The sequence below is a fragment of the Apibacter adventoris genome (genome assembly GCF_002964965.1).
In the GTDB taxonomy this organism is placed as follows: Bacteria; Bacteroidota; Bacteroidia; order Flavobacteriales; family Weeksellaceae; genus Apibacter; species Apibacter adventoris.
Window position 1 is genome coordinate 108,112 of the sequence record NZ_PSZN01000004.1, and the last position, 16,014, is coordinate 124,125.

Annotated in this window: 14 protein-coding genes and 1 riboswitch; of the genes, 8 read left to right on the forward strand and 6 right to left on the reverse strand. The window is 30.4% G+C overall.

All coding sequences use genetic code 11. The features are described from left to right. Positions 1 to 140 precede the first annotated feature (140 nt). The 4 genes from purB (at position 141) to purF (ending at position 7,917) form a co-directional block, all read left to right on the forward strand. The gene (gene purB / locus C4S76_RS03000) at positions 141 to 1,568 is read left to right on the forward strand and encodes an adenylosuccinate lyase (RefSeq protein ID WP_105192512.1); all 1,428 of its coding nucleotides are present in this window, start codon (positions 141 to 143) and stop codon (positions 1,566 to 1,568) included. A gap of 265 nt (positions 1,569 to 1,833) precedes the next feature. Further along, positions 1,834 to 1,931: riboswitch (purine riboswitch) on the forward strand. 51 nt (positions 1,932 to 1,982) lie between these two features. Then, positions 1,983 to 5,663, forward strand: a complete 3,681-nt coding sequence (locus C4S76_RS03005; protein WP_105192514.1) for a phosphoribosylformylglycinamidine synthase — start codon at positions 1,983 to 1,985, stop codon at positions 5,661 to 5,663. 63 nt (positions 5,664 to 5,726) lie between these two features. Further along, on the forward strand, positions 5,727 to 6,443 hold the full coding sequence (gene purC, locus C4S76_RS03010; protein ID WP_105192516.1) for a phosphoribosylaminoimidazolesuccinocarboxamide synthase: 717 nt from the start codon (positions 5,727 to 5,729) through the stop codon (positions 6,441 to 6,443). A gap of 22 nt (positions 6,444 to 6,465) precedes the next feature. Next, on the forward strand, positions 6,466 to 7,917 hold the full coding sequence (purF, locus tag C4S76_RS03015) for an amidophosphoribosyltransferase (RefSeq protein WP_105192518.1): 1,452 nt from the start codon (positions 6,466 to 6,468) through the stop codon (positions 7,915 to 7,917). A gap of 62 nt (positions 7,918 to 7,979) precedes the next feature. Here the strand turns inward: purF and C4S76_RS03020 are convergent, their stop codons facing one another. The 5 genes from C4S76_RS03020 to thiL all read right to left on the reverse strand — a co-directional run bounded on the left by C4S76_RS03020 (position 7,980) and on the right by thiL (position 12,086). After that, on the reverse strand, positions 7,980 to 8,627 hold the full coding sequence (locus C4S76_RS03020) for an HD domain-containing protein (protein WP_105192520.1): 648 nt from the start codon (positions 8,625 to 8,627) through the stop codon (positions 7,980 to 7,982). Positions 8,628 to 8,788: 161 nt separating this feature from the next. Further along, the gene (locus C4S76_RS03025) at positions 8,789 to 9,742 is read right to left on the reverse strand and encodes an acetyl-CoA carboxylase carboxyltransferase subunit alpha (protein WP_105192522.1); all 954 of its coding nucleotides are present in this window, start codon (positions 9,740 to 9,742) and stop codon (positions 8,789 to 8,791) included. 105 nt (positions 9,743 to 9,847) lie between these two features. Beyond that, positions 9,848 to 10,363: a ribosome maturation factor RimM gene (gene rimM / locus C4S76_RS03030; RefSeq protein WP_105192524.1), complete on the reverse strand. Its 516-nt coding sequence runs from the start codon at positions 10,361 to 10,363 to the stop codon at positions 9,848 to 9,850. Between the two features lie 3 nt (positions 10,364 to 10,366). Beyond that, positions 10,367 to 10,924, reverse strand: coding sequence for a 30S ribosomal protein S16 (locus tag C4S76_RS03035; RefSeq protein ID WP_105192526.1), 558 nt, complete (start codon positions 10,922 to 10,924; stop codon positions 10,367 to 10,369). Between the two features lie 97 nt (positions 10,925 to 11,021). Further along, positions 11,022 to 12,086: a thiamine-phosphate kinase gene (gene thiL, locus C4S76_RS03040; RefSeq protein ID WP_105192528.1), complete on the reverse strand. Its 1,065-nt coding sequence runs from the start codon at positions 12,084 to 12,086 to the stop codon at positions 11,022 to 11,024. A 437-nt stretch (positions 12,087 to 12,523) separates the two neighbouring features. Between thiL and C4S76_RS03045 the strand changes: the two genes are divergently transcribed. Further along, on the forward strand, positions 12,524 to 13,768 hold the full coding sequence (locus C4S76_RS03045) for a cation:proton antiporter (protein WP_105192530.1): 1,245 nt from the start codon (positions 12,524 to 12,526) through the stop codon (positions 13,766 to 13,768). Between the two features lie 15 nt (positions 13,769 to 13,783). On the opposite strand, the gene C4S76_RS03050 is transcribed toward C4S76_RS03045, so the two are convergent. Then, the gene (locus tag C4S76_RS03050) at positions 13,784 to 14,230 is read right to left on the reverse strand and encodes a hypothetical protein (protein WP_181044041.1); all 447 of its coding nucleotides are present in this window, start codon (positions 14,228 to 14,230) and stop codon (positions 13,784 to 13,786) included. A gap of 99 nt (positions 14,231 to 14,329) precedes the next feature. On the opposite strand from C4S76_RS03050, the gene greA reads away from it, so the two are divergent. The 3 genes from greA (at position 14,330) to clpP (ending at position 15,942) form a co-directional block, all read left to right on the forward strand. Continuing rightward, the gene (gene greA, locus C4S76_RS03055; RefSeq protein WP_105192532.1) at positions 14,330 to 14,803 is read left to right on the forward strand and encodes a transcription elongation factor GreA; all 474 of its coding nucleotides are present in this window, start codon (positions 14,330 to 14,332) and stop codon (positions 14,801 to 14,803) included. Positions 14,804 to 14,826: 23 nt separating this feature from the next. Next, entirely contained in the window at positions 14,827 to 15,216 is a 390-nt protein-coding gene (locus C4S76_RS03060; RefSeq protein WP_105192534.1) for an HIT family protein, read from the forward strand. A gap of 63 nt (positions 15,217 to 15,279) precedes the next feature. Further along, a complete protein-coding gene (gene clpP / locus C4S76_RS03065) occupies positions 15,280 to 15,942 on the forward strand; it encodes an ATP-dependent Clp endopeptidase proteolytic subunit ClpP (RefSeq protein WP_105192536.1) in 663 nt (220 codons plus the stop codon). The last annotated feature ends 72 nt before the right edge of the window (positions 15,943 to 16,014 follow it).

Below are 16,014 nucleotides of genomic sequence, written 5' to 3' on the forward strand. Positions count from 1 at the left end.
GATAAATTAGATTAATAATCCATTTACTAAATAAATGTTAACTATAAAAATACTAAATTTTAATAAAATAAGTACAATTTATATCTTAATTTTAATCCTTATTTTTGAGGTAAATTTTTAGAACTAAACAATAAACTATAATGAATAAATATCAGAATCCGTTAGAAAGCCGCTATTGTAGTGATGAGATGTTATATAATTTTTCACCGGAAAAAAAATTTACAACCTGGAGAAAATTATGGGTAGCTCTGGCAGAAATAGAAAAAGAATTGGGGCTGGATATATCAGAAGAACAAATAAATGAGCTGAAAGAAAATGTGGAAAATATTGATTTTGATAAAGCGGCAAAATATGAAAAAAAATTTCGTCATGACGTTATGGCACATGTACATGCCTATGGAGATGTAGCTCCTGCCGCACGTCCGATTATACACTTGGGGGCTACCTCTGCCTTTGTGGGAGATAATACAGACCTTATACAAATTCGTGACGGATTTGAGTTAATAAAGAAAAAATTAGTAAATGTAATTAACGGCTTGCATAATTTTGCTTTACGATACAAAGAACTCCCTACCTTAGGATTTACCCATTACCAACCGGCACAATTAACCACTGTAGGTAAAAGAGCCACCTTATGGCTTCAGTCTGTTTTATTAGATTTAGAGGAATTAGAATTTCGCATAGATACGTTACGGTTCCGTGGAGTAAAAGGAACTACCGGCACAGCTGCCAGCTTCAAGGAATTATTTAATGGAGATTTTTCCAAAGTAAAGGAACTGGATAGAAAACTTTCAGAAAAATTTGGATTTACTCATGTTTTTAAAGTAAGCGGACAAACCTACGATCGTAAAGTAGATGCTCAGGCATTGGAGTTGCTCTCCAATATAGCCCAGTCAGCACATAAATTTACTAACGACTTGCGTTTATTACAAAACCTTAAAGAGATAGAAGAACCATTTGAAAAGAGTCAGATTGGGTCCAGTGCCATGGCATACAAGCGAAACCCGATGCGTTCCGAAAGAATATCTTCTCTCGCTAAATTTGTTATATCCTTAGCATCTTCTCCCGCCATGGTAGCTTCTACTCAATGGTTTGAAAGAACGTTAGATGATTCTGCAAACAAAAGATTAAGTGTCCCTCAGGCATTTTTAGCTGTAGATGCCATTTTAATTATATGGAATAACATTTTGGATGGAATTGTTGTTTATCCAAAAATGATAGAGAAACATATCAACGAGGAACTTCCGTTTATGGCTACAGAATATATTATTATGGAAGGAGTAAAAAATGGAGGAGACCGCCAGGAGTTGCATGAGATTATACGTATTCATTCTATGGAAGCAGCTAAGCAGGTGAAAATCGAAGGGAAATCCAATGATCTGATAGAAAGGATTATTGCAGATGAAAAAGTACATATAGATAAAGAAAAATTGTTACAACTATTGAATCCAATCAATTTTATTGGATTTGCTCCCGAACAAACAGAAGAGTTTTTAGATCAGGAAGTTAATCCTATTTTGAAGAAATATAAGGATATGATTGGAATTAATACAAACTTGAAAGTGTAAAAACAGGATTAGGAAATTACTCATTTCCCTCTCTTGTTTTTTCTGTATTTTTATAGTGATGTATAGGCAACATATAATGATATTGGAAGTTACTTAGAAGAGACAATCTTTTTATAAATCAAGGAAGTAGTTTATAATATTTTTATTTTAAATTAACTGCATATGAAAAATTAGAGAGGGAATAATCAAAGGAAATAGGTTAATAATATCTTTAAAATAAAAATAAGATGTAAAAAATTATAACGTATATTTGTACGTAACAAATATTATAAATTTAAAAAGCATTTGTATATGTTTGCAATATGGGCAAACGTTTCTACGACAAACCGTAAATTTGTCTCTATAAATGTTAATTAGCATTCTTTTGTTAATTTTTAATTATAGAGACTAAAAGGGGAAAAGTCAAATTAAAATATGGACAAAAGAATTTTTATAGAAAAAAGAGATAATTTTGATTGGGAAAGTCAGAACCTATTTAGTGAACTTAAGCTAATATATCCTCTAATTACTTCTTTAAAAGTATATCTCATTTACGATTTATTTACAATTTCTGAACAAGACTTTCAAAAATCTTTATTTAATGTTTTTGTAGATAAAGTTACAGATATTTTACATATAAATAATCCGGCAAAAAATACACACTTTGCAGTAGAATATCTTCCGGGACAATACGATCAACGGGCTGACTCTGCACAGCAATTGATAGCCGTTTTAACCGGTAATACAAGTTGTGTAGTAAGAACAGCAAAATTATACGATATTCAAGGGATAGAAGATATATCTTCTATAAAAAAATATCTTATCAATTCTGTAGACAGTAAAGAAAAAGACCTGAATATTTTAATAAATACCAAATCGGAAAAACCAATATCGATAAAAAAATATGAAGGCTTTATGAATTTTAATGATTCCCAACTCACAGAATTTTATAAACAGCAAGGCTTAGCCTTCGATTTAGACGATCTTAAGTTTATTCAGAAGCATTTTAGTCAAATACAGAGAGATCCTACAGAAACTGAATTAAAAGTTTTAGATACATATTGGAGTGATCATTGTCGTCATACTACTTTTATGACCGAATTGACGGATATACGATTTGAGGGAAATTTTAAAGAGACCTTAGAAAAAATATTTTCACAGTATCTTAAATTACGTAAAGAACTAAATAGGGAACATAAACCTATTAATCTGATGGATTTAGCCACGATAGTTGGGAAATATTTTCGTCAAACGGGAAAATTAAAAGATTTAATAGTTTCTGATGAAATTAATGCTTGCACTATTGAAGTAAATGTAGATGTCAACGGAAAAGAAGAACCTTGGTATCTTTTGTTTAAAAATGAAACGCATAATCATCCTACAGAAATTGAACCCTTTGGTGGAGCTTCTACTTGTATAGGAGGAGCCATAAGAGATCCGTTAAGTGGGAGGGCTTTTGTATATCAGGCTATGCGAGTTACAGGGGCAGGAAATCCTTTGGAATCATTTGACAAAACCCTTCCAAATAAGCTTCCTCAAAGGAAAATCGTCCAAAAAGCAGCAGATGGATTTTCTTCTTATGGTAATCAGATAGGATTAGCAACTACCCATATTTCCGAGATATATGATGAAGATTACAAAGCAAAGCGAATGGAAGTAGGAATGGTTGTAGGAGCTGTGCCCCAAGATTGGGTACGTAGGGAAAAACCGATAGAAGGAGATAAAGTCATAGTTTTAGGAGGTAAAACCGGCCGAGATGGAATAGGTGGAGCTACCGGATCTTCTAAGGTACATGATGAAAAATCCATTCATACTATGAGTGCAGAAGTTCAGAAGGGAGATGCTGTACAAGAAAGAAAAATTCAACGTTTTTTCAGAAATAAGAAAGTTATTCAATTAATAAAAAAATGTAATGATTTCGGAGCTGGAGGAGTTTCCGTAGCTATAGGAGAATTGGCAGAAGGTTTAGAAATTAATTTAGATGTACTTCCTACAAAATATGAGGGATTAAACGGGACAGAACTGGCAATTTCAGAATCTCAAGAAAGAATGGCTGTGGTTGTGGATCCTAAAGACGTTAACACATTTATAGAGCTGGCTGAAAAAGAAAATATTTTAGCTGTAGAAGTAGCTAAAGTTACATCAGACAAAACTTTGAAAATGTATTGGAAAGGTAATAAAATAGTAGATCTATCTCGAGATTTTTTAGACACTCATGGCTCAGCTAAAACTCAAGAAGCACATGTAAAGATAAAAAATCAACTTTTTCAAAATAAGAAAATACTCCTTACTCAAGATTATTTAAAAAAAGAATTATCCTCACTAGAACATTGTTCTCAAAAAGGATTAATTGAGAAATTTGATAATTCTGTAGGAAGATCAACAGTTTTAATGCCGTTGGGAGGAAAAAATCAATTAACTCCGGCCGAAGGCAGTGTTCAAACTCTTCCTATACAGAAAGGAAAAACAAATACGGTTTCTTTAGCCACTTGGGGATTTTCTCCGCAAATAGCTAAAAATAGTCCTTTACATGGCGGAGCTTATGCCGTAGTAGAGTCAGTAGCAAAGGTGGTTGCTTTAGGAGGTGACTATAAAAAGATACGATTTAGTTTTCAGGAATATTTTGAAAGACTAGGTACGGATCCTGAAAAATGGGGAAAACCTTTATCTGCACTTTTAGGGGCAATACAAGCACAGTTAGCTTTTGAGTGTGCAGCTATTGGAGGTAAAGATAGTATGTCAGGAACTTTCAAAGAATTAAATGTTCCGCCTACACTAATTTCTTTCGCTTGTGCTATTGGAGATAAGAACCATATTATATCTCCGGAACTGAAAGAAAAAAATAATCGAATTTATCTATTTAAGCATCTTCCATTAGAAGATGAAATGCCGAATTATACTCAGCTGAAAAAAATTTATTCTTGGATACATGAACAAATTTTACATAAAAAAATTGTTTCTGTAAAAACCATTAAAAATTCACATCCCGCAGTAGAATTAGCCAAAATGTCTATTGGAAATGATTTAGGGGTCGAGGTAGATATTGAAAATGAAATATATACTATTGGATCATTGTTGTTTGAGAGTACCGAAAAATTGATATACCCAGAAATCTATGAAATAGGAAAAGTAATTCATGAACCTATATTAAAAATTAATTCTCAAAATTTTATATTAGACGAACTTAAAAATTCTTTTAAAGATACTTTAGAACCAATTTTTGCCACGGAAATTCCGATAATAAAACAAATACAGAAATATAACATTCCAAAAAAAGAACCTAAAAATAACCCTTTTATTAAAAAAAATATAGAAAAACCTAAAGTCGTAATTCCTGTTTTTCCGGGAACTAACTGCGAATATGAAAGTATAAAGGCGTTTGAAGAAGAAGGCGCAGGGGTAACATCAGTACTTATCAACAATCTAAACTTAACTAAACTAAACAATTCTATTCAAGTTTTTGAAAAGGAATTGCAAAACACTCAGATTTTGATGTTACCCGGCGGTTTTTCGGCAGGAGATGAACCCGATGGATCAGCAAAATTTATGGTTTCTATATTAAAAAATGAAAAAATTAAAACGCAAGTTCATGATTTATTACAAAGAGGAGGACTAATTTTAGGAATTTGTAACGGTTTTCAAGCTCTGGTTAAATCCGGGTTATTACCTTATGGAAAAATACAAGATTCAGAAATCTATTTTCCAACTCTTACCCATAATAAAATAGGAAGACACGTTTCTCAAATGGTTACAGTTAAAGTAGTTTCAGATAGGAGCCCCTGGTTAAAAGGAATGAAAGATGCAACCTATACCATTCCGGTTTCTCATGGAGAAGGATGTTTCTATGCAGATGAAAAAAATATAAAAGAACTTATAAAATACGATCAGATAGCTACTCAATATGTAGATTTTCAAGGAAATCCATCGATAAATATGCCGCATAATCCTAATGGATCTGTTTATGCTATAGAAGGATTGGTGAGCAAATGTGGACAGATATATGGACGAATGGGACATCCTGAAAGATTTGAAGACGGATTAATGATCAATATACCCGGTACAAGGTATCACAACATATTTAAAAAAGCAGTAGATTATTTTAAACAAAGTATATAATCTTAATTCCAAAAGTGTTGATGAAAACCAGATTGTACAAAAAAATATTTAAAAAAACAAACCATGGAAAAAAATGAATTTCTATACGAAGGCAAAGCCAAACAAGTTTACACTACAGATGAAGTAGATAAAGTAATTGTTCATTATAAGGACGATGCAACTGCTTTTAATGCTCAGAAAAAAGGAACAATTGCGGATAAAGGAATTATGAACAATGAAATTTCTACTTATATTTTTAAATATTTGGAAAAAAATGGAGTTTTTACACACTTTATTAAGAAATTAGATGAAAGAGACCAATTGGTACAAAAAGTATCTATAATTCCCTTAGAGGTAATTGTAAGAAATTATATTGCCGGAAGTATGGCTCAACGTTTAGGTATAGAAGAAGGAACCAAATCTCCGGTAACCATCATAGAAATTTGTTATAAAAAAGATGAATTAGGAGACCCGCTTATAAATAATGATCATGCAGTAGCACTTGGAGTGACTACTTATGAAGAATTAGATAAAATTTTTAAAATTACAAGAAAAATTAATGATCTTTTAAAAGAAATATTCCTTAAAATGGATATTATTTTAGTAGATTTTAAAATAGAATTTGGGAAAAATTCTAAAGGAGAAATTTTATTAGCAGATGAAATAAGTCCGGATACATGCCGATTATGGGATAAAAATACATTGGAAAAATTGGATAAAGATAGATTTAGAAGAGATTTAGGTGACGTAGAAAATGCATACCATGAAATACTAAATAGAATTAAAAAAATTATTTCTTAAATATGCACCTTAATTATTACTAATGCATAGGGATTATTATAAAAGAAACAAATACAGAGCTGCAGAGAATCTTCTCTATGATTCTCCGGAAGAAGAGTGTGGAGTATTTGGAGTATATTCTACTCAAAAGATAGATACATTTTCATTAGTACAGTTTGGACTTTTTGCCTTGCAACACAGAGGGCAAGAAGCATGTGGATTTTCCGTGTTAAAAGATGGATTCATACATACAGTAAAACAAGAAGGATTGGTACTTGATGCTTTTAAATCAGTAGAAAGCGCAGAAGATTTCCAGGGAAATGCAGCGATCGGACATACACGTTATACAACAGCAGGAGATAAAAAAAGATATAATTATCAGCCTTTATTTGCTAAAAATCAATATGATAAAACAATATTGTCTATAGCACATAACGGTAATTTGGTTTGTATCGAGCCTATTAGAAAGAAATTAGAACAAGAAGGAATAAACTTTTTAGCTACTTCAGATACAGAAGTAATGTTACGACTTATTCAAAAATATCTTGATAAAGGTATAGAAAATGCAATAAAACAAACAGTTACCAATATAGAAGGAGCTTACTCTGTTTTAGCACTTACAGAAAATAAATTAGTAGCTTTTAGAGATCCTAATGGTATACGTCCCTTATGCATAGGAATTATGGATGAAAATACTTATGTGTTAGCTTCCGAATCTTGTGCTTTAGATGGAGTAGGAGCACAGTTTTTTAGAGATGTGCTTCCGGGAGAAATGATAATAATAGATGAAGAAGGATTAAGATCCGAAATTATATTTAAAAAAGCTCAACAGAGAATTTGTTCTTTCGAATATATATATTTTGCTCGTCCTGATTCCATAATTGAGAATATAGAAGTGCATAAAGTAAGAATGGAAAGTGGAAAAAAATTATATGAACAAAGCCCTGTTGATGCAGATATGGTTATAGGGGTACCTGATTCCGGAGTACCTGCTGCGATAGGATATTCTAAAGCATCAGGAATTCCTTTTATGCCGGTACTTATTAAAAATAGGTATATAGGAAGGTCTTTTATAATTCCTACCCAGGAGATGAGAGAAAGAATTGTAAACCTTAAATTAAATCCTATACACTCTGAAATAAAAGGTAAAAGAATAGTAATTATAGATGATAGTATTGTAAGGGGAACAACTTCCAAACGTTTAGTCAAAATATTGAAAGAGTCCGGTGCTAAAGAAATACATTTTAGAAGTGCTTCTCCTCCCATTATAGCCCCTTGTTTTTTAGGAATTGATACTCCGGATAAAAGATATTTAATCTCTTCTAATAAAACACGGGAAGAGTTAAGAGAATATTTAAAAGTAAATTCATTAGATTTTTTAAGTTTAGAAAGTTTATATGAAATATTAGGGAGTAAAAATCATTGTTTCGGATGTTTTACAGGAAAATATCCGGTAAATAAAGAAAATTACAAAGTTGATATTTCAGCTTTGTAAAATAACTAATTGTAATTTTTGTTATTGTGAAGACCACCTTTGTATATAAGGTGGTTTTTGTATTATATAGTAGATAAAACTTCCTTATGAAATTCATCTAAAAAATTTATCATGTAATTATGTCGTTCTAAAGCTATTTTTTTAGCAGTTTCAGTATTCATTAAATCCTTTAACTTTAATAGTTTTTCATAAAAATGATTTATTGTACAAGAAGTATTTTTTTTATATGAATCCATATCAATATACTCATTAGGACTTTCTTCAGGATTATATAATTCTCTTCCTTTGCTTCCTCCATATGCAAAAGCCCTTGCTATACCAACGGCACCCATAGCATCTAATCTATCAGCATCTTGAACAATTTTTGCTTCTAAAGAAGAAGGAGTAGAATTATGACCTCCCTTATAAGATACTTCAGAAATAATTTGAATGATTTCTTCCGCAAAATCCTCTGAAAATTCTAAAGAAATAAGTAAAGGAAAAACGATTTCTTTGGTTTTATCTTTTCCGTTATTCAGTTTATAATCACCTATATCGTGAAGCCAGGCAGATACAATTACCTTTAAATTATCAGCAGTTTCAAAAGGCAATATTTTTTGAGCATTGTTTACTACTCTTTCTATATGCCAATAATCATGACCAGAACTATCCATAGATAGTTTTTCTTTGACATATTCTTTTATGATTTTTATATGTTTCGTTTGATTCATTTTCTTAAATAAGATTAGTATACAGTAAACAAGAAATATACTAAGAATATAATTTATAAATTCTGAATATTAAGAAGTAAGGGTATAAAATTTATTTTAAAATAAAGAATAAAAAAAGCACTAACCATAAATAAGGTTAGTGCTTATATATAATAATTTAATTATCCGTTAAATATACCTATATTAATAAACTTGTTTTGTCTATGTTCTACTATTTCTTTTGGAGACATCTTTTCTAATTCAGTATAGGCAGAGAGTACTTGTTTTTTTAATGCCTCATAGGCTTTTTCAGGATTATAATGAGCACCCCCAAGAGGCTCTTTTATAATATCATCAATGATACCTAATTTTAATGAATCTTCCGCTGTTAATTTTAAGTTTTCTGCAGCTTGTGCTTTATATTCCCAACTTCTCCATAAGATAGAAGAACAACTTTCCGGAGAAATAACAGAATACCAAGTATTCTCCATCATATAAACTTTATTACCCACACCGATGCCCAGAGCACCTCCACTAGCTCCTTCACCAATAACAACACATATAATAGGAACTTTAATTGTGCACATTTGAAGTATATTTTGAGCTATAGCTTCTCCTTGTCCCCTTTCTTCTGCTTCTAGCCCTGGATAGGCTCCGGGAGTATCAATCAAAGTTAATATCGGAATATTAAACTTTTCAGCTACTTTCATTAATCGTAAAGCTTTTCTATATCCCTCAGGATTGGGCATACCAAAACGTCTGTATTGTCTTTCTTTTGTATTTTTGCCTTTTTGCTGGCCAATGATCATAAAGGTAGTTCCATCTATTTTTCCTAATCCACCAACCATAGCTTTGTCATCAGCGAAACTTCTATCTCCATGGAGTTCTATAAAAGTATTATCTGTTAGTGCATAACAATAGTCCAAAGAATAGGGGCGGTTAGGGTGCCGAGATAGTTGAACTTTTTGCCAAGGAGTTAGATGATCATATATGCTATGTTTGGTTTCTTGAATCTTATTTTCTATTTCTTTACATGTAGAAGCAACATTTACACCACTGTTTTTTCCGACTGCAATGCATTTATCAAGTTGTTCATCCAATTCTTTAATAGGTAATTCAAAATCTAGATATTCCATTTTAAGATTATTTGTTACTAATAAAATACTTTAGTTAAATAGTAGTTTTTTTACATTATAAAATTATTAAAAGAAATTTAATACAGATGAAATAATTTTTCTCAATTATAAATCTAAAATTCCTTCTGGTAAATTTATCAAAATAAAATTTTCTTCTCTATTAACTTCAATTATCCAATCGTTTATAATAGGAATATATAATTCTTTATCATGTAAGGTTCTAATTTTAAATAGAGGTTGAGGTCCATTATCATTAATTTCCATAATAGTTCCAATAACTTCCTTTTTTTCATTCATTAAATTAAAATTAATAACTTCATGATAATAGAATTGCTTTCCTTTAAGTTCAGGTAAAGTGTTAAGAGGCATATAAAGTTCTACTCCAATAAGATTGAAAGAAATGGAATTAGAATCTTCAAATTTTATTTTTAATGAATTATAATTTATAAGTTGACATTCTGATATAAAAAATGGAACCAATATTCCATTAATATATAAGAATACTGATTCCAAGTTATTGTAAATTTCAGGTACATCGGTATCTAATTTTACTATCAGATGACCTTTTAGTCCATGGGGTTTAGTGATTGTGCCTAAATAGTAACAATCTTCTATTTTCATGAATTAAGCCTGAGATTCTTCTTTGTTATCTGAAGCATCTGTTGCAGCTTCATCTTCTGAAATTATTTCTTCCACTACTTCTTCGGCATCATTTTCTTCTGCAACTTCTTGTGCTTTTTGTTGAGCTGCTAAACGAGCATCACTTACTTTCTTTTCAGCTTCATGTTTGTCTTTTTTAGCCTGTTCTTTAGAAGTCATTAATTGATCTTTCTTTGCCTGAATAGCTTTTTCTTTTTCCTCTAACCAAGTTTGGAATTTTTTTTCAGCTTCTTCTGCAGAAAAAGCTCCTTTTTTCACACCTCCGTTTAAATGTTTTTTTAATAAAGCGCCTTTATAAGAAAGAATAGCTTTAGCGGTATCAGTAGGTTGTGCTCCCTGTTCTAGCCAGTTAACTGCTTTATCTACATTTAATTCAATGGTTGCCGGATTTGTAGTAGGAATGTAAATTCCTAATTTTTCAATGTTTTTACCATCTCTTTTAGATCTTGAGTCTGCTACTACAATGTGAAAAACAGGTTTACCTTTTTTTCCGTGTCTTTGTAATCTAATTTTTACTGCCATTAATTTTGATTTTTAGGGAACCCGTCCCTGATTAATTTTATTTTAAAGGTGCAAATATAGCAAATTGTTTTGGATATGCAAATGGAACTTTCTGAAATTACTTAGAGGTATATTTTTTATTTAAATAAGCTTCCCAGCCTTGGGCTGTAAGTGGAATTATTTGGGTATTTCCTTTCGTGATCAGAACGTTTTTTATTTCCTGTGTAGCATGTCCTATAATACTAAAATTTGGATTGTGTTTTATTTTATCAGTTTCTGTAATAGGAAGAGTAAATAATAATTCATAATCTTCTCCTCCGTTTAGAATACCTGTAATAGGGTTAATACCAAATTCTTCAGCCGTAGTTATAACCTGGTTATCTATAGGGATTTTTTCTTCATAAAGAGAAAATCCGACATTACTTTGATCAGACAGATGAAGTATTTCTGAAGCCAGACCATCAGAAATATCAATCATTGATGTAGGGTGTATATCCATATCTTTCAAAAGATTTTTTATGTCGGTACGAGCTTCCGGTTTAAGCTGTCGTTCCAGAATATATGAATATTCACTTAGATCCGGTTGTAAATTAGGGTTAGATTTGTAGGCTACATTTTCTCTTTCCAGTACTTGTAAACCAAAGTATGCTCCCCCTAAATCTCCACTTACTATTAACAAATCATTTGGTTGGGCCCCTTTTCTATAAACTATTTCATTTTCATCAGCAAATCCAACAGCAGTTACATTTAATACTAATCCGGAATTAGAAGATACAGTGTCTCCCCCAATAAGATCAATATTATAGTGTTTACAAGCTATATGAATTCCGTTGTAAATTTCATCTAAGGCTTCAACGGGAAAGCGATTAGAAACTCCTATAGATATGAGGATTTGTTGTGGAGAAGCATTCATAGCAATAATATCGCTAATTCCGGCAATTACAACTTTGTAACCTAAATGTTTTAAAGGGGTATAAGCAAGGTTAAAATGTACATTTTCTATTAAAATATCTGAAGAAAGTAATACTTTTTTATTTTTAGGGTCAGATACAGAGGCATCATCGCCGATGCCCTTAACAGTAAAAGGACTTCTTATTTCAAAATTTTTAGTAAGATGTTTAATAATTCCAAATTCACCATATTCTGAGATAGGAGTTTTAAAAATATTTTTATCATCTATCATAATCTTTTAATGCTAATATTAAATTTAAAAGTATATTATTTTATATATTCTGAGTATTCGCGTTCTTTAAAATTAAATCTAAGTGACTGTTTTTCACTTTACAAAAAAGGAAAAATATTTGAGTTATTTCATCTTCAATTTATGATTGTTAATATCTTTCAAAAAAGAAAATTTGTTTAGTATAAATTTTTCAGTAAAATTATAAAATCTTCCATAGAAATAAGACAAGTCAAAAAAATGCAATTATAAATAAACACAATTTAAACCTAATCTTTGGAATTGATTATATAATTTAAAAAAAATTATATATTAATGAATAGCAATGAAAACACACTTAAAAAAACTTATAAAAAATATCAAGTGTACTTAATTTTGACAAAATTAAAAAAATAATATAAATAAATTATTCATTCTGGAAGATTACATATTTTTGCACTATGGAATTATACTACTCTTTTTCTGTTCTTATAGTTATTACTTCTATATTTTATTATTTGAATTTACGGTATTTGAAAATGCCATCTTCCATTGGGGTTATGATAATAGCCATGGTAGTTTCTATAGTTCTGGTTTTTTTTGGAAATAGAATATTTCCCGATCTAATATTAAAATTTTCATCCTTAATGAATAGTTTTGATTTTTCAGAACTATTAATGGGAGGGATTTTAAATTTTTTATTATTTGCAGGAGGAATTCATATTAATATAAATGATTTTAAAAAAGAAAGATTATCAATAATAACTTTTTCAACTGTCAGCGTAATTATTTCAACTATAGCTGTTGGGTATATTTTATATTATTCATTACAAATATTTCATTTTAAAGCCAATTTAATTTATTGTTTTTTATTTGGGGCACTTATTTCACCTACAGACCCTGTAGCTGTTTTAAGCATCTTAAAAAATTTAAATATTTCTAAATCCATAGAAATAAAAATATCAGGAGAATCTCTTTTTAATGATGGAATATCTGTTGTTTTAGTTGCAGTAATATTAAAAATTCTAGAAGGAGGAGGACAAAATATTTCTTTTTCCAATATAGCCATATTACTTTTAAAAGAAGCAGGAGGAGGTATGTTGGTAGGAATATTAATAGGATATTTAGCCTCTATAGCTATAAATAAAGTTAAAGATTATAAAGCAAGCATTATTATTACTTTAGCGGTAGTGATGGGAGGTTATTTAGTAGCAAAATCTATTAATATTTCTGGACCTCTAACAATGGTTTCCGCAGGTTTAATTATTGGAAATTCCAAGAAAATGCAATTATCAACACGGACTATGAAAGGTTATTTAGGTTTTTTCTGGGAATTAATAGATGAGATTTTAAATGCTGTTTTGTTCATACTTATAGGTTTTGAATTATTGCTTATTCCTAATGTGTTAAGTTATTGGCAAGTCGGAATAATTAGCATATTGGCAGTCTTATTAGCCCGTTACATATCAATAAAACTACCGGTATTGATAATTCCTTTTAAAGAAAAATATTCCAGACAAACAATAAGAATATTAGTTTGGGGAGGATTAAGAGGAGGAGTTTCTATAGCTTTAGCTTTATCTATTCCTGAAATACCCGGTTATGAAGGACATAGAAATGCCATAATAGCAATTACATATTTTGTAGTAATATTTTCAATTGTAGTACAAGGTTTAACTATAAATAAAATAGCTCAGGAAAAATAAGAGAAAAGAATTTTATTAATATGAAATATATAGCGTATTCCCTATTAAATGTGTTGGATAGGTTTTAGGCGAAATACCAGCAACTTCTAAAGGTTGTCCTGAAGTAAGAATCCATTTCGCTTTATCTTCAGGGCAATAAATATATATATCATCTTTAACTTCCAATACAGAATTAGCCGTAGGACAAATATGAGGAGCATTTCTGTCATAAGTTTTAAATTCATAAGTGCCGGTTCTTACAATAATTAAACCATTTGTTCCAGACAAAGGACCTCCGGGAACATAAGCCCAGCCGTTTATGCCGGCTAAATTTTGATAAGCAGGCAAATCAAGGTTTACTTGATAATTAATAGTAGACTTAGGAAAGCAATCAGTAGTTTTATCCCCGTTTTCACATTGAATAAACAGAGGTAAATATAGACTTAAAAGTAAGATATATAGAAATATTTTTTTATTCATCATATAAATTTATTAGATTTGCATACGGATAATCCGACTAATAACGCTATTGTCGGGTTATTTTTTTATTATAAATTATTCAAAATTACAAAAAAAAGTATCATGAATTATGTAACGAAAGAAGGACTAGAAAAATTGCGAAAAGAACTTGAGCAATTGGAACAGGTAGAAAGACCTAAGGTTACACAACAAATTGCAGAAGCAAGAGATAAGGGAGATTTATCTGAAAATGCAGAATACGATGCTGCTAAAGAAGCTCAAGGGTTACTAGAAATGCGAATAGGAAAGCTCAAAGATATAATTGCAAATTCTAAAATTATAGATCACTCACAGTTAGATACTTCTAAAGTGTCCATACTTTGTACCGTAAAAATTAAAAATACTGTGAATGGACAGGAAATGAAGTATACTTTAGTACCCGATACGGAAACAGATCTTAAAACAGGAAAAATTTCAGTAAATACCCCTATAGCCAAAGGTTTGCTAGGGAAAGAGGTTGGGGAAAAAGCCGAAATTGCTTTACCGAATGGTAATGTGATTAATTTTGAGATACTTGAAATCACTTTAAATCCATAATATAGTATTAAATATTAATAATAATGGAAAGTATATTTTCTAAAATTGTGGCAGGGAAGATTCCTTGTTATAAAATTTACGAAGATCAAAATCATTTAGCTTTTTTAGATATAAACCCCTTTGCTTTAGGTCATACATTAGTTATCCCTAAAAAAGAAGTAAATAAAATTTACGATCTTTCCTTAGAAGAGTATCAAAATTTAATGGGAGTAGTTTATAAATTATCAAAAGTAATAGAAAAAGCTATTCCTTGTAAAAGAGTAGGGCTCTCAGTTTTAGGATTAGAAGTACCCCATGCTCATGTTCATCTGGTTCCTTTAAACACAGAAGATGATATGAATATTCATAATAAATTAAAACTCACGGAAAAAGAATTTTTAGATATTGCAGAAAAAATAAAATTATATCTGTAACAATTCTTTTGGTATAATTTTAGAGAAATTGAATATCAAAATTTTTAAATAAAAAATAGTAAAATGGATATAAAAAATGAATTTAGAAAATATGCAGTAAAAGGGCAAGGATTAAATGGCCTTACTGTCGATCAATATATATCATCATCCATGACGCCGTATATTACAGAAGAAAGAAAATTGAACGTGGCACAGATGGATGTATTTTCGAGATTAATGATGGATCGAATCATTTTTTTGGGTACCGCAATAGATGATCAAATAGCTAATATAGTCACAGCTCAATTATTATTCTTAGAAAGTACAGACTCTTCCAAAGATATTCAGATATATATAAATTCTCCCGGAGGAGGAGTATACGCAGGATTAGGCATTTACGATACCATGCAAATTATTAAGCCGGATGTAGCTACTATTTGTACAGGTATGGCCGCTTCTATGGGAGCTGTACTTTTAACAGCAGGAGCAGCAGGTAAAAGATCTGCTTTAAAGCATTCCAGGGTTATGATTCACCAACCTTTAGGAGGAGCACAGGGTCAGGCTTCAGATATGGAAATTACTTTGAAGGAAATATTGAAATTGAAAAAAGAACTTTATGATATTTTATCTTCACATTCCGGACAAACTTTTGAAAAAATTGAAAAAGATTCAGATAGAGATTATTGGATGACTTCTGTTGAGGCAAAAGATTATGGTTTAATTGATGAAGTTCTAGAAAAAAGATAGATTTAATTATACATTATATCTGTTTGTTAATAATATATGAATAAAACTTTCGTTTATATTGAATAATATAAA